Annotated in this window: 27 protein-coding genes; 3 read left to right on the forward strand and 24 right to left on the reverse strand. The window is 41.6% G+C overall.

Features of this window, described 5'->3' with window-relative positions:
* Nucleotides 1-2: 2 nt before the first annotated feature.
* On the reverse strand, nt 3-563 hold the full coding sequence (locus QVH07_RS13860) for a LemA family protein (protein WP_290001377.1): 561 nt from the start codon (nt 561-563) through the stop codon (nt 3-5).
* Between the two features lie 107 nt (nt 564-670).
* Between QVH07_RS13860 and QVH07_RS13865 the strand changes: the two genes are divergently transcribed.
* Together QVH07_RS13865 and QVH07_RS13870 are read left to right on the forward strand one after the other, a co-directional pair.
* The gene (locus QVH07_RS13865) at nt 671-1,696 is read left to right on the forward strand and encodes an XdhC family protein (RefSeq protein WP_290001380.1); all 1,026 of its coding nucleotides are present in this window, start codon (nt 671-673) and stop codon (nt 1,694-1,696) included.
* A complete protein-coding gene (locus QVH07_RS13870; RefSeq protein ID WP_290001383.1) occupies nt 1,689-2,282 on the forward strand; it encodes a nucleotidyltransferase family protein in 594 nt (197 codons plus the stop codon). Before QVH07_RS13865 ends, QVH07_RS13870 begins: the two co-directional genes overlap by 8 nt.
* On the opposite strand, the gene moaA is transcribed toward QVH07_RS13870, so the two are convergent.
* The 15 genes from moaA to QVH07_RS13945 form a co-directional block, all read right to left on the reverse strand.
* Complete coding sequence (moaA, locus tag QVH07_RS13875) at nt 2,266-3,324, reverse strand: GTP 3',8-cyclase MoaA (protein ID WP_353890993.1); 1,059 nt, start codon at nt 3,322-3,324, stop codon at nt 2,266-2,268. The two genes, QVH07_RS13870 and moaA, sit on opposite strands and share 17 nt — an antisense overlap.
* On the reverse strand, nt 3,278-3,721 hold the full coding sequence (moaC, locus tag QVH07_RS13880; RefSeq protein ID WP_353890994.1) for a cyclic pyranopterin monophosphate synthase MoaC: 444 nt from the start codon (nt 3,719-3,721) through the stop codon (nt 3,278-3,280). Before moaC ends, moaA begins: the two co-directional genes overlap by 47 nt.
* A gap of 2 nt (nt 3,722-3,723) precedes the next feature.
* On the reverse strand, nt 3,724-4,164 hold the full coding sequence (locus QVH07_RS13885; protein ID WP_290001386.1) for a molybdenum cofactor biosynthesis protein MoaE: 441 nt from the start codon (nt 4,162-4,164) through the stop codon (nt 3,724-3,726).
* Complete coding sequence (gene moeB / locus QVH07_RS13890; RefSeq protein ID WP_290001387.1) at nt 4,161-5,255, reverse strand: HesA/MoeB/ThiF family protein; 1,095 nt, start codon at nt 5,253-5,255, stop codon at nt 4,161-4,163. Before moeB ends, QVH07_RS13885 begins: the two co-directional genes overlap by 4 nt.
* On the reverse strand, nt 5,227-5,460 hold the full coding sequence (locus tag QVH07_RS13895; protein WP_290001389.1) for a MoaD/ThiS family protein: 234 nt from the start codon (nt 5,458-5,460) through the stop codon (nt 5,227-5,229). Before QVH07_RS13895 ends, moeB begins: the two co-directional genes overlap by 29 nt.
* A 3-nt stretch (nt 5,461-5,463) precedes the next feature.
* The gene (locus tag QVH07_RS13900; protein ID WP_290001391.1) at nt 5,464-6,207 is read right to left on the reverse strand and encodes a sulfite exporter TauE/SafE family protein; all 744 of its coding nucleotides are present in this window, start codon (nt 6,205-6,207) and stop codon (nt 5,464-5,466) included.
* On the reverse strand, nt 6,198-6,542 hold the full coding sequence (locus QVH07_RS13905) for a winged helix-turn-helix domain-containing protein (protein ID WP_290001393.1): 345 nt from the start codon (nt 6,540-6,542) through the stop codon (nt 6,198-6,200). The genes QVH07_RS13900 and QVH07_RS13905 overlap by 10 nt, the downstream gene beginning before the upstream one ends.
* The gene (locus QVH07_RS13910) at nt 6,532-7,716 is read right to left on the reverse strand and encodes a molybdopterin molybdotransferase MoeA (RefSeq protein ID WP_290001395.1); all 1,185 of its coding nucleotides are present in this window, start codon (nt 7,714-7,716) and stop codon (nt 6,532-6,534) included. The genes QVH07_RS13905 and QVH07_RS13910 overlap by 11 nt, the downstream gene beginning before the upstream one ends.
* 89 nt (nt 7,717-7,805) lie before the next feature.
* Nucleotides 7,806-9,050 (reverse strand): NAD(P)/FAD-dependent oxidoreductase, encoded by a 1,245-nt coding sequence (locus QVH07_RS13915; protein WP_290001396.1) that lies wholly within the window; start codon nt 9,048-9,050, stop codon nt 7,806-7,808.
* A gap of 22 nt (nt 9,051-9,072) precedes the next feature.
* Complete coding sequence (locus tag QVH07_RS13920; protein WP_290001398.1) at nt 9,073-10,119, reverse strand: hypothetical protein; 1,047 nt, start codon at nt 10,117-10,119, stop codon at nt 9,073-9,075.
* Nucleotides 10,120-10,166: 47 nt separating this feature from the next.
* Complete coding sequence (locus QVH07_RS13925) at nt 10,167-10,556, reverse strand: DUF7793 family protein (RefSeq protein WP_290001400.1); 390 nt, start codon at nt 10,554-10,556, stop codon at nt 10,167-10,169.
* A 61-nt stretch (nt 10,557-10,617) separates the two neighbouring features.
* Complete coding sequence (locus QVH07_RS13930; RefSeq protein ID WP_290001403.1) at nt 10,618-11,616, reverse strand: 4-hydroxyproline epimerase; 999 nt, start codon at nt 11,614-11,616, stop codon at nt 10,618-10,620.
* A gap of 7 nt (nt 11,617-11,623) precedes the next feature.
* Nucleotides 11,624-12,412, reverse strand: a complete 789-nt coding sequence (locus tag QVH07_RS13935) for a hypothetical protein (RefSeq protein WP_290001405.1) — start codon at nt 12,410-12,412, stop codon at nt 11,624-11,626.
* Between the two features lie 36 nt (nt 12,413-12,448).
* Nucleotides 12,449-13,894: an aldehyde dehydrogenase (NADP(+)) gene (locus QVH07_RS13940; RefSeq protein WP_290001407.1), complete on the reverse strand. Its 1,446-nt coding sequence runs from the start codon at nt 13,892-13,894 to the stop codon at nt 12,449-12,451.
* Between the two features lie 32 nt (nt 13,895-13,926).
* Nucleotides 13,927-14,817 (reverse strand): dihydrodipicolinate synthase family protein, encoded by an 891-nt coding sequence (locus tag QVH07_RS13945; protein WP_290001408.1) that lies wholly within the window; start codon nt 14,815-14,817, stop codon nt 13,927-13,929.
* Nucleotides 14,818-14,933: 116 nt separating this feature from the next.
* Here QVH07_RS13945 and QVH07_RS13950 point away from each other — a divergent pair, with 116 nt between their 5' ends.
* Nucleotides 14,934-15,818 carry an AraC family transcriptional regulator gene (locus QVH07_RS13950; RefSeq protein WP_290001411.1) on the forward strand — a complete coding sequence of 295 codons (885 nt, stop codon included), beginning with the start codon at nt 14,934-14,936 and terminating at the stop codon, nt 15,816-15,818.
* Nucleotides 15,819-15,896: 78 nt separating this feature from the next.
* Here the strand turns inward: QVH07_RS13950 and QVH07_RS13955 are convergent, their stop codons facing one another.
* From QVH07_RS13955 to QVH07_RS13990, 8 genes are all read right to left on the reverse strand, one after another.
* A complete protein-coding gene (locus QVH07_RS13955; protein WP_290001414.1) occupies nt 15,897-16,550 on the reverse strand; it encodes a GIN domain-containing protein in 654 nt (217 codons plus the stop codon).
* Between the two features lie 29 nt (nt 16,551-16,579).
* On the reverse strand, nt 16,580-17,719 hold the full coding sequence (locus QVH07_RS13960; RefSeq protein ID WP_290001417.1) for a hypothetical protein: 1,140 nt from the start codon (nt 17,717-17,719) through the stop codon (nt 16,580-16,582).
* 100 nt (nt 17,720-17,819) lie between these two features.
* The gene (locus QVH07_RS13965; protein WP_290001420.1) at nt 17,820-19,472 is read right to left on the reverse strand and encodes an STN and carboxypeptidase regulatory-like domain-containing protein; all 1,653 of its coding nucleotides are present in this window, start codon (nt 19,470-19,472) and stop codon (nt 17,820-17,822) included.
* Between the two features lie 10 nt (nt 19,473-19,482).
* Nucleotides 19,483-20,457, reverse strand: coding sequence for a FecR family protein (locus tag QVH07_RS13970; protein WP_290001421.1), 975 nt, complete (start codon nt 20,455-20,457; stop codon nt 19,483-19,485).
* Entirely contained in the window at nt 20,454-21,035 is a 582-nt protein-coding gene (locus tag QVH07_RS13975) for an RNA polymerase sigma-70 factor (RefSeq protein WP_290001422.1), read from the reverse strand. Before QVH07_RS13975 ends, QVH07_RS13970 begins: the two co-directional genes overlap by 4 nt.
* Before the next feature lie 128 nt (nt 21,036-21,163).
* Nucleotides 21,164-22,591 carry a M20 family peptidase gene (locus tag QVH07_RS13980; protein ID WP_290001424.1) on the reverse strand — a complete coding sequence of 476 codons (1,428 nt, stop codon included), beginning with the start codon at nt 22,589-22,591 and terminating at the stop codon, nt 21,164-21,166.
* A gap of 147 nt (nt 22,592-22,738) precedes the next feature.
* Entirely contained in the window at nt 22,739-23,218 is a 480-nt protein-coding gene (locus QVH07_RS13985; protein ID WP_290001425.1) for an RDD family protein, read from the reverse strand.
* 146 nt (nt 23,219-23,364) lie between these two features.
* The gene (locus QVH07_RS13990; RefSeq protein ID WP_290001426.1) at nt 23,365-24,093 is read right to left on the reverse strand and encodes a DUF5715 family protein; all 729 of its coding nucleotides are present in this window, start codon (nt 24,091-24,093) and stop codon (nt 23,365-23,367) included.
* Nucleotides 24,094-24,272: the final 179 nt, after the last annotated feature.

A 24,272-nucleotide genomic window follows, 5' to 3' on the forward strand; every position in this document is an offset into this window, starting at 1 on the left:
TTTTATGAAAAATCCACTTTTACATTTTCACGGGCAGCTTCTTCCACCTCGAAGTAATCAAAGTGTTGATAGTTAAACATTCCGGCCAAAAGCATTCCCGGGAAGCTCTCCCCATAGGTGTTATTCTCCCGAACCGTCCCATTATAATATCGTCGACTTCGCTCCAGGTTTTCTTCCATTTCATTCAGCTTTCCCTGAAGGTCAAGAAAGTTGACATTGGCTTTTAAGTCTGGGTACGCTTCGCTCAAAGCAAAAAGACTTTTTAATGCGTTTTGAAAGATATTCTCTGCTTTTATTTTGCCGTTCACATCATCGGGCGGAACGCTCATTGCCTGATTTCTTGCTTTGATGACCGCATCCAAAGTCTCCTTTTCATGGGAGGCATAACCTTTCACTGTTTCAACCAAATTCGGGATCAGGTCATACCGACGTTTAAGCGCCACATCAATATTACTCCATGCGTCCTTTACGAGGTTTCGGTTTCTGACAAATTTGTTGTAGACAGAAATCGCAAATAGAGCTAAGGCCAGAATGACCGCTCCGAATATGAGGAATCCAGACATACTTTTGAGATTTAGATTTTACTTAATTTAATGATTCTATCCTAAAAGCTGGATCGACACCTCTTTTTAATTCTTTCTAGTTACTTTTTGCCTTTGTATCTTCGTATATGACCCACGAATTCAAATCCATTATCCAAACGGCCGTCAAATGGCAAAACGAAGGCCTTAAAATGGTTCTTGCCACGGTCGTAGCCTTGGAAGGATCTTCCTATCGAAGGCCGGGAGTCAGGATGCTTTTGGCTGAAAACGGAAAATGGGTTGGGGCTGTTAGTGGAGGTTGTGTGGAGAAGGAGGTTTACCGACAGGCACAGCATGTCTTTGAAAATGGGAAAGCCCGCCTGATGAGCTATGATGGGACGTATAGGTTGGGCTGCGAAGGTACGCTCTATGTGCTTCTTGAGCCTTTTACAGTTCAGGATGAGTTTCTCACATCATTTGAAAAGGCACTTAGCTCAAGACAAAATTTCTCAATTAAGAGCTTTTATGAACCCGGTACAGACAATCAGGAATCCAGTAAAAATCAGGGATCCATTATTTCCATAGGTTCAGAGGATTTCACTTTCCAACCGGAAAGTAAAACCAGTGATTTTGATGCTTCTGCAAGCTTTGAACAGGAATTTGGCCCCTTGTTTCAGCTTTGTATTTTCGGTGCTGAGCATGATGCTGTTGCGCTTGCGAAGCTAGCAGATAATCTGGGCTGGGAGGTTCATATTTTTGCAAGTCCAGATGAACATAAAACAATTGATTTTTTTGAAGGAGCGAGCAGTTTGAAGACTCCGACTTTTGATGCTATAAATCCTTCAGATTTTGGAGAAAATACTGCGGTCATTCTAATGACCCATAGCTTCAATAAAGACGTGCAGTATCTTCTCGCGCTAAAGGATTCAAAGCCTGACTATTTAGGGCTCTTGGGTCCGGCACATCGGAGGGAAAAGTTGCTTGGTAAATTTTTAGAGTTTCACCCTGAAGCTGAGATTGAGTTTTTAGAAAGGCTTCATGGACCCGCCGGGATTGACATCGGAGCCGAATCAGCATATGAAATTGGCGTATCAATCATTGGAGAAATCCTTTCGGTCACCAGAAACCGGAATCCTCAACCCTTGAAAAATAAATCAGGCCGAATCCATGCCTGAGCTTAGCATTGTCCTTCTGGCTGCAGGCTCCTCGAGCCGTATGGGAAGTCCAAAGGCTCTACTTGATTGGGGAGATCAAAGCTTAGTGGCTTATCAGATCCAGAAGCTAACGCAACTTGATTTTCCTATTCATTTGATTTTAGGCTATGAAGGGGAAAACATTAAGCGCCAAACACATCAGCTTCCCACCAAATCCCTCATCAATCCCCATTGGTCAGAAGGAATGGGGAATTCTATGGCATTTTCCATGGAGGAACTAGAGGAATCAGATGCAGCTTTATTCTTTTTGGTTGATCAGCCTTTGATTACTGTTTTGGATTTGAAGAGATTGATTGATCAACACAAAAGGAATCCTGAAGCGATTATCGTCTCCAAATCAAAAGAAGGTTGGTCTGGACCTCCGGTGATCTTCCCAAAAAAATATTTCGGGGGGATTAAGGAGCTGAGAGGTGATTTAGGTGCAAAACCTTTGGTAAAGAAGCATAAGGATAAGGTGATCTTTGTGGAATTGGAATCCTCCATGGATGACATGGATACTCCTGAGGCCTACCGAAAACTTCTTTCCAAGGCTAACCTCCGATCCTGATCATACTCCGGTTATGGTGCATTTCCGGATTGTTGAAATCATCCGGTTTAGATAGACCGCCCCGCATGGCGAATTTTTTGCCTACAGCTTTTTGAATTATTGGGAGGATTTCCTCTCCATTCCTGAAAGGAGTCAGAAGATCTGATTCGGATTGGGAAAATAGGCAGTTCTTTAATTGCCCATTGGCTGTAAGTCTGATTCTGTTGCAGCTATCGCAAAACGGATTTGTAACCGTACTGATGATTCCAAATTCCCCTGAATAGCCTTTGATTTTATAATTCTTTGCGGTGTCATTAGGAGCATCCGGAATTCGAAGAATATCATTTTTTGGATAAAATGAATTCAGCCTTTCCAGAATTTCATTTAGAGATACGGTCTGGTCTCTTTTCCATTTATTCCCTTCAAATGGCATGAATTCTATGAATCGGACTACGAAAGGATAGTTTTTCGTGAACTCAATAAAGTCAATGATCTCATCATCATTAACCCCTTTCATCAGCACCACATTGATTTTCACTTTGAACCCCAGTTCCAAAAGCTTAAACATGTTTTCATGAACTTTATCGAACTGATCCCGAAAGGTGATTTCTTTGAATCTCTCTTTTTGGAGTGTGTCTAAACTCAAGTTGATGGTCTGCATTCCGCATTCTTTTAATAAATCGAAATGCCTGTCTACTGTCACCCCGTTGGTAGTCATGGTGAGCTTTGCCGGAAGGCTGGAGAGCTTCCTGAGAATTTCAGGAAAGTCCTTCCTGACTAATGGTTCACCACCAGTCAGACGGATTTTATCCACTCCTTCATTCACAAAAATCTTGGCGATCTGGAAAACCTCTTCAGCATTCATGAGGTGTGATTTTGGCAGGAGAGTCACACCTTCCAAGGGCATGCAATAAGAACAGCGAAGGTTACACCTCTCGGTCAATGAAATCCGGAGATAACTATGTTTTCTCCCAAAGGAGTCTTTCAATATTTCTTTGTTTTGGCTCACGTATGGTTTAACTCTTCGATGCTGTTGAATAATTGATATCGGACTTGCCCCCACTTTTATGGAGCAGTCTGATATGGTGAATTTCGACCTGCTTGTCGATAGGTTTCAGCATATCATAAATGTTTAAGGCGACCACACTTGCTCCATGCATGGCTTCCACTTCCACCCCGGTCTTGTAGATGGTTTTGATGGTGCAGAGAATCTTGATTTCCAGACCTTCAATTTCATATTTGATTCCACCAAACTCTATAGGAAGTGGATGGCAATCGGGCAAAAGGTCCGGGGTTTTTTTAATGCCCAACAGCCCAGCCGCCCGGCTCATTTCAAAAACATCCCCCTTGGGAACGGTTCCGTTTTTTATTGCTTCAATCGTATCTGCATGACCAACTTTAACTACTGCCTGAGCTGTTGCGATGCGAAGTGTATTTTGCTTATGTGTGATATCTACCATACTTATTTATTCACTTTCCACTGATGAGATTTATCCTCGAAAATTTCCTTACCGAAAATTGGAAGCCTAGCTTTCAGCTCATTGACGATGTGGGGCAAGGCTTCAAAAACCTGCTGCCTATGTCCTGACGAAACCATCACGAAAATGCACAAACCACCTGCCTCTACACGCCCTATGCTGTGGTAGATTTGAATGCTCTCCAAGTCAAATCTTTTAAAGCTTTCGGACTGAATTTCCTGACTCATAGAATTAGCCATTTCCTCCTGCGCTGTGAATTCGATGGCTGCCACTTTTTTTCCATCTATTTCATCGGATCTCACCCGACCTAGGAAAATGTCATGAGCTCCTAGGTCTGTTTTTGATTCATGACCTGCGATGGTTTTGGCCACTAATTCAGGTCTTATTGCTCCTTTAATAAATATATCTTGGATGGCTTCTTTCATTTCTTTATCCAGTTTTCCAATTCTTCTGCTCCCTCCAGCAGGCTGAAGCAGTTAGGTATATTTTCTTTTTTGGCTACCGCCAAAGCTTGATTGCTTCTTACTCCAGACGCGCAAAAGAATATTTTCATTCCCTTAGACGGGATTTCTCCAATCATTTGAGTCAATTGACTCAAAGGGATTTCTGAGACATTCGCTTTTTCAATTCTAGGAAACTCATCGAGTTCGCGGACATCAATGAGTAGGGCTTTATCCAGATCGGTTATTTCTTCAATGGAAATTTGTACGTCCAGCTGACAATCATCCGTATCAACCAGCTCAATATTTTTTGATTCTTTGATTTTTGCGATCAGCTCCTCATTTCTTTCAAATTCAAGGATCTTCTGGTTATGATGAAGAAGGTCATAATGTAAAAGCTTTCCGCTCAGCACTTCACCTAATCCTAAAATCATCTTTATCGCCTCAGTAGCCTGAATGGTCCCGATAATTCCTGGAAGTACTCCCAGCACCCCTATTTCATTACAGTTGGGTACATCTCCAGCTTTGGGAGGATTTGGGAAAAGGCAGCGGTAGGAGGGGCCATTTTGATAGTTGAACACAGAAACCTGACCTTCATACTTGTACAAGGATCCATGAACAAAGGGTTTGTTGATCCGAACACAGATGTCATTTATCAGATAGCGAGTGACGAAATTATCTGTGCAATCCAGAACCAGATCAAATTTCGAGAGGATGTCTTCTGCGTTTTCTAAACCTAAGTGAAAGGGGAAGCTCTGTATTTCAATGTCTGAATTAAATTTTTCCAGTTTTGACTTTGCCCTCTCAGCTTTGTTCAGACCAATGTCTTTTTCATCGAATAGAACTTGACGTTGTAAGTTCGTGAGCGATACCCGGTCTCCATCCACGATACCAATAGTCCCAATACCTGCCGCCGCAAGATACTGCAGGGCAGGACATCCCAGACCACCAGCGCCCACTATGAGCACTTTGGCAGCTTCAAGCTTCGCCTGTCCTTCTGCTCCGACTTCGGCTAATTGAATATGTCTTTGGTATCGGTTCACTTTCTCATCCTCCGGAAAATGGTGGAAAAACATCGATATCCAATTCTTCAATTGGAGCTTCCGATTTTAGAATTTTATTCTTTTGTGCCAACTGAAATGTAGTCTCCTTCAGTTGCGGTTTTTGAAGGATAAGCTCCCTGATTAAATCTCCGGCATTTTGGGAATTGACTTGAAGTTTTTCAGAGTTTCTTCCCAAAACTTCAGAAAGCTTTCCATGATATCTGAATTCGATTTTCATTGCTTAAAAGAGTAATAGTTTAACAGATGCTGTGATCAGAACAGTAGCCAGTGCATATTCCAAAACCCGATTATTCCATCTTTGACTTCCCAGATAGCTGCCGGCTAAACCTCCCAAAACAGCGATAACAACCATCAATGCCGAAATGGGATAGAGCTCCACTCCGGAAGTAAATTGACCGATAATTCCTGCTGCAGAATTCACCCAGATAAATAAAGCTGAAACAGCAGCGGCTTCTTTCATGTTTCCCCAGTGTAGGAGAAGAATGATTGGGGTGAGAATAATCCCTCCCCCGATTCCGATCAAACCTGAAAAGAAACCAACCAAGGCCCCAAGGACAAAGGCCTGGATAAATTTGATGGATTTGGTTGGGTCTTGCTTTTCTGTCTTCTGCCAAAGCATTCTTGCTACAGCAAAGATTAAAAGCACCCCTAATACTTTTTTATAGAGGTTAGGATCCAATTGAGTCATTCCTCCTAGAAATGCTGCAGGAATTGAAGCCATAGCAAAAGGCCAAAATAAGTCCTTCCGGAAATGACCTGCTTTTTGATAATGATAAAAAGCCACTCCAGCCACGAATAGATTCAAAAGCAAAGCGGTTTGTTTCATGGTCTCATTTGGGAAGCTAAAAAGAGCCATGAGTGCTAAATACCCACTTGCCCCTCCATGGCCCACGCTGGCATAGAGAAAGGATAGTACCGGTAAAATCACCAGAAATAAGACCAAAGTGCCAGTAGCTATTTCCATAACTCCTCGTGTTTTTGGATGTAGCTCTGCATTTTTTCTGAGAATTCACGTTGCAAACCAGAATAAAATTCCAGAAGCTGTAAACCGTAGGCCGTGATTTTGGTACCACCACCTTTGGCACCGCCCTTTTTCAACAAGACCACTTCTTCTTTCGCTAATTCATTAATCTGATGAATAAGCCTCCATGCCTTCCGATAAGAAATTCCGGTTTGTTTGGCTGCCCCATTTAGAGAACCCGTTTCCTGAATGGCATTCAGTAACTGAAGGTGACCTTTACCCATGAATTTTTCACCTTCGAGCTCTACCCAGATTCTGCCTTTGACCTTAGCTTCCATAGGGGAGAATTATGGTTTCTACGAGGTCTCCGGCTAGAACTTCCGTTACCTCAGCTGGGATATAGACTAGAGCATTTGCTTTCGCAAAGCTAATCATCGTGCTGCTCGCCTGATGATCTAAAATTTCAACTGAATTATTATTTACACGGGCTTTAAGGAATAAGGCCCTACCAAATTTATTCTCATAATCCTGAGCAATTGGAAATTTCACTCGAAGTAATCCCGGATGTTCAGCGGACTTGAAGAGGTCGATCAATAAGTTCACATAGACGTAGAAACAAGTCAGAGTCGATGCTGGATTTCCCGGCAATGCAAAGACATAGGTTCCACCTCGTTTTCCGAAAAACAGGGGTTTACCTGGTTTTTGAAGAACCTTGTAAAATAGCTCTTCCACTTCCAGAGCTTTCAGTGCTTGGCCTACAAAATCATATTCACCAACGGATATTCCACCCGAGAGCAATACCAAATTATTTTCGTCAAGAGCAGTTCTAAGTTTGGAAATTGTATCCTCAAGATTATCTCTGACGGTGATTTTATTGATTTCCTGAATTCCTTTGGATTTCAATGCTGCTTCGATTACAGCGCTATTGCTTTCGTAAATTTGTCCTTCTTTAAGGGTCTGCCCACTCTCTACCAGCTCATTGCCTGTCACGATGATGGCAGCCTTCATATTTTTCACCACTTCCACTTCCTGAATTCCCAGACTTTTCAATAAGCCAAGAGAAGAGGGATTGATGGTGTGCCCCTTATCCAATGGGATTGATCCTTTGGCGATTTGTTCACCGATATTTCTGATGAAATCACCGGTTTTCGGTTCAGCTTCTAGCTTCAGTTGATCTCCTTCCCTAGAAACTTTTTCCTGAATGACTATAGAATTCGCAGAATTAGGAACTCGAGCACCGGTAAATATTCTTGAGGCCTGACCAGGTTTAAGTGTTATATCTATCGGATCACCTGCCTTTACTTCTCCAATTACTTCATAACTGTCAGAATCATGAAGATTTAACGCATATCCATCCATGGCAGACTGCCGGAAGGAGGGAAGATTCAGAGGGGAAGCGACTCCTTTACTTAATGTTCGACCTATGGCGTTTTTCAGCGAAATTACTTCTGTCCCTGAAAATGATTTTACACTATCTCTAACTATTTGGATCGCGTGTTCTACTGAATTCATGAATTTTCGTTATGTAAGGCTGAATATAACGAAATCAATTTAGACTCAGTTTGAAAATTTGATTTGGATTGTTTTGACTAGATGAGTGGTTAGAACCTATCCACAGCGAACCCACTAATATCCATTCCGAATTCTTTATTTTGATGTATTTCGGATAGAATTTTCCCGGTTCCGGGAGCCATGGATATGCCCATCATGGCATGACCGCTTCCCACCAAAACATTGGCATAGCCAGGGGCAAATCCAATGTAGGGTAAGCCATCTGGGGAACATGGTCGTAGTCCTTTCCAGATCTGCTCTTTTTCAGGAAATTTGGCTTGAAAGTCGGGGTAATATCGATTGATGGTTTCATAAATGCCTTTGACCCGATTAATGTTTACCGATTGATCAGTGCCGGCGATTTCCATGGTTCCTCCAAATCTCACCTGCTTACCATAAGGACTTACTGCCACTTTCATTTCTGTCAGTATGGTCGCTTGGCGAATTTCTGGTTTGTTTTCTTGAATAAAGGAATAACCTTTTCCCCCCATCATCGGTAGCGAAAAGCCGAGCATTTTTGCAAGTTCACCCGACCAGGAACCTCCGCAAAGCATCACTTTTGCCGCTTCGAACTTTCCCTGATCAGTCAATACCGCGTGGACTTTTCTTCCCAACTTTTCAAATCCCAATACCTGTGTTTCTGTCATAAATCGGACACCTTTTTCTTCCAGATATTTTTTCAGAAAACTGTATAGGGCTCCGGGATCCAGATGGGCATCTCCTGGGAAAAGTACAGCACCTCGAGCCATAACTTCAAGATTGGGCTCCACTTTTTGAATATCCTCCGGACTAAGAATGTCGGCTGCCAGCCCATGTTTTCTTGCCAGTTCAGCAAATTCAATTTCCTCCTTCTCCACAGCTTCGGTTTGATAGACCATCATTAGGCCTTTTTCCTGAAGAGCAAGAGCAGCATCTGTATGCTCTTCCTTAAAATCTAAATAAAGCGACTTACTCAGAAGGCTAAGGTTTTTCAGGTATGGGATACCTTTATTTACCTGCTTTTGATTTGCAGATTTAAAGAAAAGCATACACCATTGAGCCAGTTTATAGTCCAATCTTGGATGAATATAAAAGGGGCTTTTGGAGGAAAACATCCATGAAATTCCTTTCGCGACCATACCCGGTGCGGCTAGCGGAATGATATGACTGGGCACAATCATTCCGGCATTACCAGTGGAGCAATTGTCCTTAAGGTCGGTGCGATCGATGATGGTAACTTCTACACCTTCTTTCTGTAAAAAATAAGCTGTGAATAGCCCCACTATTCCTCCGCCGATGATGATTGTTTGCTTCATTTATTGAGAGTATAGCACGTGATTAGTCCTCTTGTCCTAATGAATATGAGACACAGTTATCAATAATTTGCTTTTGAAATTCCTCATCATCTTTCAGAATTTCAAAAAACTCTGAAATGAACCTTTCGGCTTCTTTGACTTGACCTTTTGGGATTTCATCATTTAGGCCTTCTATAAGTCCCATTATTTTTGACTCTTTTGAAAGAAATAGGTCTTTCACAAAAGCTAAAAGCTCTGGGTCTTGACATACTCCTAGGTATAACCTCTCTTTTGTACTTTCAATTGGTAGACGATCGTACGGTTTGGCATATGGTGCATCAACAAAACCTGCCTGGTCAAAGTCATAAGGTATTGCAACCAGTTTTTGATCTTCTCTTTCCATGACTTTGACGTTATGTTGGGTGGTATTTGACCAATCAGTATTGCCTACCATAAAGGCGAAAATATCCTGTTTTAGCGAAGCTGTATCATTGAGTAAATCTGGTCGGATAATTCTTAGATCAGTTATTTGTCCTCCAAACCTTTCTGCGGCCTTATCATCATCTTCAATTAGAAAAGCAGGCAATTCATAAGTTTTTGGTTTTCGTTTGCTTTCATCCGTCAGACCAAGATTCACTGAGGTTGTCTTGAAATGATAAGGAGTGATTTCTTCATAAAACTTATAAATAAGGTATTCTTTTCTGACCAAAGCTAGATAGCTATTAAACTCCTCACAAGGGACAACTAACTTGAGTGCTTTTTCTCCCTCAAACAGAGTGTTTTTGGAGGCTTCTTCTTCAATTTTTATTCGGATAGGAGGAAAATCACAGCGGGTTCTCCGCGAATTTCCTCTGGCTCTGACCAACACCTCCAAGGAGTCCCAATCACTACCCTGAGTTGTATAATGAAGTATCGAAGGGAAATAGACCGTGTCTGATTCAGATTGTTGGAGTTCTTCGATTGAAAACGCCAACTTGATTTTAATGGGTTCAGAAGCACTAAATAGAGATTCATTTGCTTGAGCCCTGCCTTCATTCGGCAAACAGAATAGGGTGGACATGAAAAGAAAGAAAGTAAAAATTGATTTCATTTTAATCTGTTGTCTTTTCATAATTGGGATGTCCTGATTATCAACAATTAATTCTCAAGTCTGCTTTTAAGCCATAATTCTGCGTCCTCTTTTCTTCCAAAAATCTCATAAGGAACGGGTTGCTTCTGAAGAGCGAAAATTCCCTTCAAAATCATTCTTACCGCTGGATTCGAAATCACATAAGCTGTTCCCAAACAGTACTCTCTCATCAGGTCTTCGTTTTCCTTCAGCCAATCTGCCTGCATTTTCTGATGCTTAAAGGAAGGTAAGGATGCTTTACTTGCATCGAATAATATTGCCAGCTTTTTCTGGTGTCTGTAACAGTTTTTATTCCCATCAAGATAAGCCTGAAAATTTTCGTCGGTACTCTTTTGACCAGTAAATCGAACGTAGATTATCGGAAATTTGGACTCATCTATTTCTGCGTATGGTTTCATTTTTTTTAGTGTAAAGTCTAAAATACAAAGTTCTAGACTTGTCATGTTGTTCTGACTGCTGTCAAATTACCTGAAATCCATGTACATAGGGGTCATCATCATCTAAAATGATGGTGTTATATCCATAAACTTTGGCCCAGCCTTCTATGCTAGGAATGATAGCTGGCTTCCCTCCAATTTCTGTTACCTCTTCGATTCGACCAATAAATTTCGATCCAATGAAACTCTCATGAACGAACTCTTCTCCGGCTTTCAGTTTTCCTTTTGCATGCCATTGGGCCATGCGAGCCGAAGTACCAGTACCACAAGGAGACCGGTCAATGGCTTTGTCTCCATAGAAAACTGCATTTCTAGCGGTGCTGTTAGAATCCATCGTTTTTCCTGTCCAAAGGATGTGAGAAAGTCCTGAAATCTCAGGATGATCTGGATGAACGAAGTCGTATTTTTCATTCATTCTTTTTCGTAAGCTTCTGGACATTGCGATCAGCTCTTCTGCTTTGTAATTCTCAATTCCGGAAAAGTTTTCCTGAGGATCCACGATGCAGTAAAAATTTCCTCCATAGGCTACATCAACAGTGAGTTTACCCAGATGCTCACTTTCTATTTCCAGGGCGTCATTAGCTAAGAAGCTTTTCACATTAGTGAGTTTGACTGACTTTACTTTTTTGCCCTCCTGCTTGTACTCGATTAGGACCAAACCAGCAGGGGTCTCCATTCTTAGGATTCCTGGGGTTTTGGGAAAAATCAGTCCTTCTTCAATGGCAATGGTCACAGTTCCGATCGTACCATGGCCACACATGGCAAGGCAGCCAGAGGTTTCGATAAAAAGCACTGCAAAATCATTTTCTGGATTATGAGGTGGAAAGAGCATAGAGCCAGACATCATGTCATGACCCCTAGGTTCGAACATAAGCCCTGTTCGAATCCAGTCAAAATGCTTAAGGAAGTAATCCCGCTTTTCGAGCATATTTTTACCTTCCAGGAAAGGAACTCCACCTGAAACTACCCGAACCGGATTCCCACAGGTGTGTGCATCTATGCAGGAAAAAGTTTTTCGCATGTATTCTTTATTTCGGAAACAGAAACACCAAAACTGCTCGCCAGCCCATATCTGCTTTTGCTCCGCTAGGAGCAGCAAGGTTAAACCTTGGCCCCACCACCAGTTGAATCTTTTGCTTTCCTAAGCTGGTCACGCCCGAAACAGTCGGGTTTAACCAGATTGTGGAATTCGAGGTGGTCCAGTTTTGAGTCCATTCCATATTTGCACCTATACCTGCACCTGAGGCCCAGTTGTAAGCGAAAAAAGGTTGCAAAAACATTTGATTTATATCTGGTTTATCCTCTGCTCCGGACAAACCCCAAATCTGGTTAATTAAGCCACCTACAGTGAACCCATTAAATTGTTTTAAGGCAACGGCTGTTGGTCCTAACCCAAATTGATCAGTGGCAAAAGCATCATTAGTGGCTGTAGGTACCAGGATAGCTGGTCCAGCGCCCCAAGTGAGTTTTTCCGAGTTAGTTGGAGAGAAGAAGGCAGAAACCACCGCATCTCCCAAACCCGACTGCTTAGCCCCTTCTGAGGTAATATTGTTTTGTGTGATGACAGGTAGAACTACTCGGGTAATCAAATTCCAGTTTTCATTTAACCCAATCGGAATCACGGGTTGGATATTCAGGGTATTTCTGGAACCCCGAAATTCACCTATTCCATAGTCTGTATTATTTTGGAAAGGCATGGAAATTAAGGAGGCGATGGGATTAGCCAATTTTTTTGCCAGCTCTTCAGCTTCAGTTTGAGAAAAAACTGGGGTGAGTCCCAATAGACTTACAATAATTAACAGGCTGATTTTTTTCATCTCCTTTTTGGCTTAGTAATGACTCTTAAAATAAAATTATTTACTCCAATTACCGTCGATCTGTCTTAAAATCCCAAGAGGATTTTCATCCTGAAGTTCTTTTGGTAGCAAGGCGGAAGGCATATCCTGAAAAGCTACAGGGCGCGCGAAACGCTTGATGGCATACGCCCCAACAGAGGTGCTTCGGGGATCGGTTGTGGCTGGAAAAGGCCCTCCATGCTGCATTGCATAACCCACTTCCACTCCGGTTGGAACACCGGTAAATAGAAGTCTTCCACACTTTTCCTGTAACAAAGAAATGAGTTCTCTTTGAGCTTTTAATTCATCTCCATCACCCCAAAGTGTGATGGTTAGTTGTCCTTTTAGCTTGAGAGCCACATCCTTCAACTCTGAAGGATCATCATATAGCACCATAAGTCCAAAGGCTCCAAATACCTCTTCCTGAAAAGTATCGTCACTTAACCAATCTTTGACTGAGATTTTAGCAATAGCAGGATGGGTCTTTAAATCGGTTTTAGCTTCCGGAGATTTAATCCAATTCAGTTCGGAACGCAAGGCCAGTTCATTTACAGATTTGTCATAAGATTCTGCAATCCCACCATGCAGCATAGGAGCGGCAGAAACTTTTTCAACTGCTGTTTTGACCCCATTAGAGAAGCCTTCGGCCAGTCCCGATGGAACGAAGATCAAACCAGGGTTAGTACAGAATTGGCCTACTCCGAGAGTTAAAGAAGCCACATAATTTTCGGCCAAGGGCACCAGTTCACTTTTAAGCCTTCCGGCAAAAGCAAAAATTGGATTAACTGAACCCATTTCTGCATACACAGGAATAGGCTCCGCTCTATCACTCGCGATATTGAAAAGAGACTTCCCGGAATGGAAAGAACCAGTAAAGCCTACAGCTTTTGCCAATGGATGCTTCACTAAATCCTGTCCCATTTTAACACCACCTTCCACATGAGTGAATACTCCAGAAGGAAGTCCTGATTTTTCAACAGCTTGGGAAATACACTGTCCTACAAACTTAGAGGTATCTGGATGTCCCGGATGTCCTTTGTAAATAACAGGACAGCCTGCGGCCAAAGCCGAAGCTGTGTCTCCCCCTGCAGTAGAAAAAGCTAATGGAAAGTTGCTTGCCCCGAAAACAACTACTGGGCCAAGAGGAACAAGCATTCTTCGAATATCCGCTTTTGGAAGCGGGGTCCTTTTGGGGTCAGCAGGATCGATGGTAGCTTCTACCCAGCTTCCTTCTCTAACGATTTTTGCAAAGAGCTTTAGTTGTCCTGTGGTCCGGCCTAATTCTCCATTGATTCGTCCCTCTGGTAGATTGGATTCCCGCGAAGCCATCAGTACAATCGCACTTCGATTCCCTTCAAGGGTTTCTGCAATTGATTCCAGAAAATCAGCCTTTTTAGCAGGAGGTAAATTTTTATAGGTTAAAAATGCTTCTTGTGCGGATTCAAAAATTGGGTTAATGTCCATGATTACTGATTCTTTAAAGGTCTTTTTCTTTCTTACAATTTAGGCCTTTTGGAAATGCCATCGGTAATGACTCTTTCTATTCTTTCTCTTTCTTCTCCTATCAAAGCTAAACGAGGAGCCCTTACGTGCTCGCTACCCACGCCACAGTGATGTTCAGCAAGTTTGATGTATTGTACAAGTTTGGGATGAATGTCCAATTCTAAAAGAGGAAGAAACCATCTGTAGATTTTTTTGGCTTCCTCGATTTTTCCTTCCTGAACAAGATTGAAAATGGTCACAGTTTCTTTAGGAAAGGCACATACTAACCCTGCCACCCATCCACAAGAACCCATCAGAAGTTCCTCCATAGCCAAGGTATCTACCCCGCAAAGAATCTTATAACGATCCCCAAATCGATTAATCATTCGGGTCACGTTTGAAATGTCCCTCGTCGATTCCTTGATTGCCTGAATATTTTCACACTCGGCTAATTCCTCAAACATCTCCACCGTGACTAAGGTCTTATAATCGATCGGATTGTTATAAATCATGATGGGAAGCGAGGTAGCATTCGCTACGGTCTTAAAATATGTGACTACCTCTCTTGCATCTGCCGCATAGCGCATGGGAGGAAGAATCATCAACCCAGAAGCTCCTAACTCCTCTGCTTTTGCAGCCCAGAACAAAGCTTCTTGCGTAGCTCCCTCTGCGATATTCAGAATCACAGGAACTTTCCCATTCACATGCTTCACGGTTTCTCTAGTCAGAGTAATTTTTTCTTCGGTGGTCAAAGCTGAGCTTTCGCCCAATGTCCCGCCAAGAATAATTCCATGAACCCCTGAGTCTAACTGGAAATCAAGGTTCTTGAAAAATAAATCCATATCTAAACTTCCGTCCGGGTGAAATTTGGTGGTCACCGCAGGAAAAACGCCATACCAGTTCATAGTTTTTTATTTCAAAGGTAGGATCAGGGAATGTAACTTTCGTTCACAGGATTAGTAAAAAAGTATATTATATTGATATATTTTTCTTTCGATTAGCCAGTTAATTGTCAAAATAGGTGAATAATAAAACCCTAATAAAAGTTGTTCCATTTCAAATCCCAAAATCAGATAAGGAGTTTATCAGATTTCAGGAGGATGAGGGGGCTCATTTTTACGATAGATTACATCAACATCCCGAAATTCAACTAACCCTGATTCGAAAAGGCCATGGTCAGTTTCTTAGTAGGGGGTATGTGGGACGTTTTAAGCAAGGCGATGTATTTCTTCTGGGAGAGAATGTTCCACATGTTTTTCGTAGCGACCCTGAATTCTTTGAGCCAAGCACTAAATTGATCTCCCATGGAATCAGTATTTTTTTTGATTTGGCAGCCCTAAAAACTACTATTCAGGAAGTGGAGGATTTGAAGAGCATGATAGAGCTTCATCGTTTTGCAGGAAAAAGTTTTCAGATAGCAGGTGGGGATAAATATTCACTTTCTGGGAAAATCAATCAATTCAAATCTTTTAAGGGTCTGAGGAGGATGTCTGCCGGCTTAGAAATTTTAGATGATATTATTTCAGATAAAACTGAGTTGGTACCACTGGGTTTGGATGAGTTTTCTGCACAGCTTTCTGAAAAGGATGGACAAAGAATGAATTTGGTAATTCAATACATTCTCGAAAACCAGTTTTCACCCATTTCTTTGGATGAGGTTGCAAACATAGCCAATCTAAGTAAGGAGGCATTTTGTCGCTTTTTTAAGGAAAGAACGCGAATGACTTTTACCCAGTACCTAAATCAGTTAAGAGTAATGGAAGCAAAAAAGCTGTTAGAAAATCCGAATTTGGGAGTAACTCAAATTGCCTTTCAGGTGGGCTATGAAAATGTCTCCTATTTCCATCGCATGTTTAAAAAATTTACGGGCTATACTCCAAACAAATGGAGAAGGGTTTCTTCTTGAATATTTTTTTAAGCACCCAAAAAACAAAAGGCGTGGAATTTTCCACGCCTTTGTTGGTTTATTCTTAAGGTTATCAAATTAGTTTTCATTGATGACTTTGGCAGCATCTTCTGTTTTCACATCGATGGATGGAGTTCCCTTGTATCTGATTTTGGAACCATCGGTAGCTTTGCCATGCAAAAGATTCATAACCGAGATTTCCAATTTAGAGGCATCCTGAGAGTTTACATTCACTGTATTTGCAAGGAAATCAAAGCCATAAACTTTGCTTGCATCTGATAGGCCAATGTTCAATATATCAGCATTGCCCATAAGGGTTAATTTAGAGGCATCCCGCATATCAACTGTCACTTCATCAGAGATGATAAACAGTTCACCATCCACTGCATCATCAAATCGCAATTTCTCTAAATCAGGAACCTGAATGTCAACGATGAAAGTAGTGCTTCGGTAAGAGCCATTCTTTAAATCAATTTTCAGAGTATTGTCTTCAACTCTGGTGATCAAGTTCTCTGTTAGGTTGGCATTAGTAGTTACGGAGACTAGCTGAACCGGACCCTGCGAAACATTGACTGTCATATGATCTTCAGCAAGGATGTTTTGGAAGTTGTTTAGGTCTCTCTCAATTGTCACAAGATCGTTTGATCCTCTGTAGTCTTCTGTGAGATCGCAACTTGCTAAAAGAACAAGGCTAAATAGAATTAAGCTATTTTTTGTGATGTAGTTTTTCATAGTTTTTGGATTTTAGTTTGTTTTAATTTTTAAAAGAATCGAACGCCTGCTCGCATTCCGTACCAGAGCTGGCCTCCGATTTTTCCATTATCATAAGTGCGCTCGTATTGGATTTTTGGGTCTCCATATGCGAAAAGCGCAGGATGGTTTTCATAGTTAGTTTCGAACACCCGATAGTTAAGGGTTGGTCCTCCGAACACGGCTATTTTTGGGGTGATTTGGTATTCAAAGCCTAAATAAAACTTGTTAATTAAGTTCACTGCAAAGAGTTCGCCTTTCGTAACTTGCTCCGTGGTAGCCTCGATATTCAGGTAGGTTTTTTTACCTAATCTTGGTGCAGTTCCGATACCGTAGCCAAAAGACCAGGTCACTTTTTCATCAATTTCGGGTCGAATACCGGCGATTAGAATATTGTAAAATGGCCTTACTCCTGTCCTCCATGAAAGATTGAGAGGCATTACTTCATTGGTACTTAATTCCAGAGTATGATAGCCTGATCTTACAATGCTCAGTAAACCAACAGGCACGCCAGAAATGCTATCTGAATAATTGAATAGAGCTACTTGTGCTCCATCCACTTTTCGTGCGAAATTTAGGACGCCACTTACCTGGGCTCCTTTTACGTCACCGATGGCAAAATTACTGACTCCACTGAGCTGAGTTCCTTCTACACTTCCTACGGCAAAGTTCATCACCCCTGCTCCTTGAAAACCTTTTACACTCCTTGTGGTGAAATTCAGTACCCCGGCGAGTTGGGCGCCTTCTACGGCTCCGGTAGTGAAATTCGTTACTCCGGCGGCCTGAAAGCCATTTACTGAGCCAAGAGTGGAGTTGATTACTCCAGCGAATTGAGCTCCTTCCATCTTGCCATTCACCTGATTAAATACACCGGCAAACTGGGCATACTTCACATCGCTTCGGTTGATGTTGAATAGTCCTGCCATTTCCAGTTTGTTGGTCCCGGCAGAAAATCCACCAAGAATATTAAAGGAGTAGTCATTGATGGTGGCGCCTGAATTGACTCCATTGGTCCCAAGGAACGGGACAAGTGAGATTTGAATGTCCTTGTGGTAGTACACTATAGATTTCTCTTCCTTGTCGGTTTGGGCCTGAAGTGGATTGAGGGCAAACAGAAAGACTACAGCAAAGATTCGATTTACATTTTTCATTGGTCTAGGTTTGTTTCGCTTTTATGACAGGCGAACAAGACCTTACCCCTATGCAGGATTCAAAAAAATTTTAAAAAAGTTTGAAAACCTTCCTAATTCTTTAAAAAAAGCGAATTCCAGCCCGAAAACCCCACCAAAGTTCTTGTCCCAGATTTTGACTTTCAAAGGTATTTCGGCCAAATACCCTTGGGGTGAAGTAAGCAAAGGTCTCTGGATGATCATCGTAACTAGTGTCAAAAATCCGAATGTTAAAAGAGGGACCTGCATAAAGTGCTACTCCCTTTGCCAACTGATAATCCAATCCCAAATAAGCCCTACTGATCAGGTTGGTGGCAAGAACATTCCCCTTATTCATTTGAGAAGTGTTGAGTTCAAAATTTAAATACAGCTTTTTTCCTAGCCTGGGTGAAGTACCTATTCCATATCCAAAAGACCATGTAACCGAATCGGCCTGCTCCGGTCTTATTCCGGCTGAAAGTATATTATAGAAAGCACGGGTTCCTGTCCTTAATGCGATATTGGTAGGGTAGATTTCATCAGCTCCTATTTCGACGGTATGGTATCCTTTTCTGACAAAGCTCAATAAGCCAATCGAAGCTCCTTTTACGCTATCGGCATAATTAAACAGGCCAAATTGAAATCCATTCACGGCTCCTCCGGCGATATTTCCTAGGATTGCAGCCTGCACACCTTCCACATTTCTGTGAGTATAATTGATTAGGGCTGAACCCTGAAAACCCTGAGTATTTCCTCCAGAAATGTTCAGCAAGGGAGAGGCCTGAACACCCTTGACATCTCGAAGATTAAAATTAATGATCCCAGCTCCTTGAAAACCTGAAAGTGAATCAAGGTTTACATTAGCTAGTCCGGCAAACTGCGCTCCGCGTACATCACCACCCACCTGATTAAAGAGGCCAGCCAATTGCAAGCCACTTACCTCTCCACGATCTAGGTTGAAAAGCCCTCCGATTTCAAATTTGTTGGTTCCTGCTGAATAGCCCCCAAGCAGATTCACTGAGTAATCGTTAACCACATTTCCGGATAACTTGCTATTCGTTCCGACGAATGGGAGTATGGAAAATTGGAATTTTCGAGATAGGGTGTCCCGCACATTTTTACTGTTTCTGACCCCGATAGATTCCTTTGCCCACTGCAGGAAATCCTTCATGGGTTTGGTCAGCGTTTCGGCAGTTTCCTTTGTTAGAAATACCCGTGAAAAGGAGGATCTTTTTTGGTCCACCAGAAGGGTGTCTGAATACCTTTCCTGATTGATAATTAATTCGAAATTTTCACTCGGATTTTTCACTTCAATTTCAAAAAATCCAAATTCGTCCGTGGTAGAAGACTTAAGGGTGATTGGGTCATAGACGGTAGCGTTTCGAATTCTTTCACCGGAGTTTTCGTCTACCAGGTATCCGCTTATAGTAATTTCTTTTTCAGGTGGAGGTGCTGGAGAAATGATGATATAGTTACCTTTCTCCTTGTACTGAATACTTCCCTGAAATACGGCTTCCAGGATTTCTCTGCACGATTCATTGGTAAATTCGCCTGAAATCCTCTTTTCTATGTCGATGACTGAAGGGCTGTATGAGAAAACTCCCCCCACCTCTTGAGAAAGTCTGTTAAGGAAATCATCCAGGCGCTCGTTTTCCACCTTTAGCGTGATCTCTTTGTCCAGCAGCCTATTTTCTTCAGCCCTGAGGGCAAAGCTAAAAAGCAGGCTGAGAGCCAAAAAAAGCAGGGGTTTTCTCATTACTCAATGTCTAAAAACAACCATCTCCAGATAGCGTAATGGACTCTTTGGTTTGGTTTACTTCGAGTCCCAGAGTTTCGGATATAATGCTGAGGATATCCTCTAATTCCTCATTTTCAAAATTCACAGTTAAGGTGCAGGCTCCTATATCTCCATCCAGAATTATGGGTATTTGGTACACCTCACTTAGCTGATCAGCAATGGTCTCCAATGTCTGATTTTGATAGGTGAAATTTCGTGATTGGTAAGCAGATACATTCGGATCTGCAATATCCAACTGAAATTCTCCACTGGATTTATTGAAGGCCCCTTTCTGACCAGCCATGATATTTATGCCTTCCTCATTCTCAAGGTAAATCCGGACTTCCCCGGATAAGACAGATACTTCCACTTCAGGACTTTCTGGATAGGCTTTTACATTGAATTCAGTTCCAATATCTTCAATGATTAATTCCTCTACTTTGACTTGCCAGTTGACCTTTTTATCCTCAGGTATAGATATAAAAGCCTCTCCACTCAGCTCTATAATACCAATGTTCTTTTTCTCATTATAAATCACCTTGGATTCTGAATCCCGGTTTAAAGCGAGGGTGGTTTGGTCAGGAAGTGTCTGGACTTGGACCTTTGCATCACTGCTAAAGTTGAATTCTTCAGCTGAATTGATTTGCTGAAAGAAAAGATAGGAGAGTGCTGCAATCAGAATAAGTCCTGCCGCTATTTTCCATAATCCAATGAATGCAGTTCTACTCCTTGGCTTGGTTTCGATTCTTTCAGAAACACTTTGCCAGGCTTTATTCGAATCGAATTTTTCATCTACATCTAGTTCGGCACGCTGGAAAATCATCAGGGCATCCGCCACATATTTTTCGTTTTCTTCCGATTGGGCACGCCACTCCTCTAGCTGCTGAACTTCAGCATCATTACATTCATCTGTGATGAACTTTGCGATAAGGGTCTCTATGTCAAAAGCTTCTTTTTCGCTCATGGATCAAGAAAATTTTCCAATAGAAGTAGAATAAGAGGGAGGTATTCCTTCAGCTCATGGCGCATGATTTTGAGAGCCTTTCCCATCTGATTTTCCACAGTTTTAACCGAAATGTTCAGCTGAACAGCGATTTCCTTGTATTTCAAATCTTCGAAACGGCTTAGCTTGAAAATTAGCCGACATTGCTCAGGTAATTTTTCCATGGCCTGCCTGATTTTTTCTTCGAGTTCACCATGAATCGCAATCGAATCTGATGACTGCTCCATTCCCGGGCCATCCATTTTCGCCAATTCCTGATGCTGTGATTTTACTTTTTGATGCTGGATTTCATTTAAACAGGAATTTCGAATCATTCTATACAAATAGGCTTTTGCAGAAGTCTGAATGTCAATCTCCTCCCTTTTTTCCCATATTTTAACAAAGGAGTTTTGAACTACTTCTTCCGCATCCTCCCTGTCCTGCAGGAAGGAGTAGGCGTATTGGCAGAGGGGTTGATAGAATTCATGAAATAGCATTTCCAGGGCTTTCTGGTCACCAATTTTGATAGAATGAAAAATCTCCTGGTCTAAGTCTTGCATGAGAATGTACTCTTACCGCAAGTTAATAGGAAAGGGGATTTATTAATAAGACAGCTCAAATCCCTGTTACCCCTATCCTGATAAGAAAATGAATTACTCTTTTGAAGTTTCGTGGTCTGTTTAGTGGATCAATTAAAGTTTTTAATCAGGTGGTAGCAGAATTCTACGACTTCCCGGTAATTTTCTTTAGAAATTTTTTCATCTATTCCATGAAATCTTGTCATAGCAATAGAATCCATTCGAATAGGATAAAACCGATAAACATCATCAGCTATACCATAAAAATATCGTGCATCCGTTCCTCCACCTATCATTCCGGGTACTACCACGGACTCCGGAAACTGGTTTGTTATGGTCTTTTGTAAAATTTGAAAGGCCTCAGAATCAATTCCCGATACGGGGGAAGGATTGGTGGCAAAGCCCTTTTGCTCTACTTTGACCTTATCTGAAACAGTTTCCTCAATGTGCTTTTGAACCGATTCTACTGTTTCTCCAGGTAAAATCCGAAAGTTAACAGTTGCTTCCGCTACAGTTGGAATAACATTGTCTTTGACTCCTCCGCCAATAATGGTCGGGGCTGTAGTCGTGTGCGCATTTAATCCTTCAAGTATAAACCGTTCAAACAACCAAGGGTTAGCAAAAACCATTTTACCGATAAAGGGCAATTCCGGTCCCAAAAACTCCAACTGATCATCTAAAGGATCGACCATTTTGTAAGGTCGTTGGTTTTCTTCCAAATCCACAATGGCTTTGGCAAGAATGCCAATAGTGTTTTCATGGGGTGGGGCTGAGCTATGTCCGCCTCTGGTTTCAACACTAAGCTTAAAGCTGGCATATCCTTTTTCAGATAAATTAATCACTGCAATGGTGGGCTCGATTTCCGATACTAATCCTTCTGAGAGAAAACCTCCTTCATCAATGGCCATGGCAGCTTTGACTCCTTTTGCTTCTAAATGTTCAGCAATTAACTTGGCACCCTTTGCACCTCCGATTTCTTCATCATGTCCTGAAGCGATATAGATGGTCCTTTTTGGGCCGTATCCTTCGGAAATCAACTTTTCGATAGCCTCAAAGACTCCCAAAAGAGTGCCTTTATCGTCCAAAGTACCTCGTCCTATGATATCAGTCTCGGTGATTGCTCCTGAAAATGGGGGAGCCTCCCATTGTGATATGGTAGGTTCATCTACGGGAACCACATCCTGATGGGACATAAAAATAATCGGCTTCATAGAAGGGTCCGTTCCGGTCCATTGGTAAAGTAAGCTAAAGGTGTTGATTTTAGTCAGGGTTAAGTTCTGATGAACCAAAGGGTAGGTTGCTTCTAGGAATCGATGAAAACCAAAAAATTCAGCAGAATCGGGTTCCACCTCTTCGCTAAAAGAGATGGTTTTGAACTGTATGGCCTTGGAGAGATTTTGATAAATCTGATCCGAAAAAGTAATTTCCTGTATGGCCTCAGGCTCAACCTGTCTGGAGGTAAATCTGAAAGTGTTGAAAAGTAGAACTGCAACGATTAATACAATAGCTGCTAAAAGCCAAAGTAATATTTTTTTCATAGGGGGTCTTTTCAAGTCAGATATACGCGTCAAACTAGATAAAAAAATCCAAAAAATCTTTGAAGTCGGAACTCTCCAATAAAGGCTTGAAGAGAAATAGCTAAAGTAAGATTGATGTCTAAGTCCTTTGCACTGTTCAGGAAGGATTTAAAAGGTCCGAGAGAATTCTCGATCCACTACGAAGGTTTTTTGGAATTTGTCGTGCCATCCTTGTCTTTTTTTGTCAAAAAGGATCCATGCAAAACCCAAGAAAATTACGGCTGCTGAAACGATTTTTCCTAGATTTCTTAAGGAGGCTTGGGAAAAGCTAAGTCTGTTGCCTTCCTGGTCTATCACCTTTATCCCCATTATTAGCTTTCCGAGGGTGCCTTGTTTGGGTGAGGACTCCATAACGATACAGTAAACGACCCAAATCAAAAATGAAATATTCCTAATCAAATTACGATCTGAGATAAATTCTATTCTAGGCTGGACGTCGTTACCTCTACTGAGGTATCGGGATAAAACTTCATCAAAACCCAGGAAAAAATAGAAGAAAGCCGACACCAAAAGGATGATAGGAATAATATCAATTAGATAGGCGATAAATCTGGGGGTTCGGTCGGCGAGAAATTTTCTGATTTCCATTTAGCAAGGTTAAATTAAACCCTTGCAAGTAACTTCAGATTAAACTCAAAAAAAATACCCATTTGTGGGTATTTTTCGCAATAAATTGGTCGACCTAGGATTTTTTCAATGAACCGATTTCATAAAAAAATATCTCTTGAAAGAGATTACCTCACAGTAATGTGAAAGCAGTTTTGCTTTCTTTCTTTGATGACGTAGATTTTTCCCTCGTCTTGGAAATGCCTGAGGACCTTCTCTAGTTGCTTTTGCTTTTTATAATCCCAGGACTTCTCTCCATTAAATCGGATATAGGAAATATCAAAAGAAACACCATAGGAGTGAGAGCTATTTCCCTTGGTTGCATTACGATTTCTTCTCGTAAGCTTTTTTTGTTGGTCTGCGGTGCGAGTTCCAGAAGTGACTGTGAAAAAGCTGCCTTCACCGACAAGAACCTCAAAAGTTTGTCCCAGTTCATCAAGTACTTTTTTGGCCTCTTGGGTCATGTACGGATGACTATGGGTGAGCTTTTCCACTTCATAACCTCTTCCGGATTTTACTTCTACCAAGGTGCCATCTTCAATCAATTGAAGCAATTGATTTTCATCCGAAATTAAGGTTGGGCCATTCTTCTCAGCTGCATTGAGGTGCTTGCTATAGTAATCTTTCCGTACACGCCCCTTGAAGGACTTTAGATCAGGCGGAATAAAAATTTCTTCGAGAACAAGTTCTACTTCTGGTAATTCATCGGCTTTATTTTTTCCGGTATACTCAAGAATGCTGGTGTAAGTCTCTGTCAGTTGTCTTTTGAGATCAGGCTGGTAGCTGACCATCGCCAATGAACCGAGGGAAAGGAATGTTAGAAAGGAAACGGCTAAAAATAGACCAGTTTTCTTCATGGGGTGATTGATGAGCTTAATTTTTTGATGAAGTTAATCAATGAGATGAATCATGGCAAATCCTGATGACCAGATGATTCAAACACTTCGATAGGTATTTCATTAACGAATATTTCAGTAAATACTTTTATTACAGAGTGAGAATTTGATAAAGCATGAGTAAGTAGAATGGATATTCA

The organism is Algoriphagus sediminis (genome assembly GCF_030403435.1).
Taxonomy (GTDB): domain Bacteria; phylum Bacteroidota; class Bacteroidia; order Cytophagales; family Cyclobacteriaceae; genus Algoriphagus; species Algoriphagus sediminis.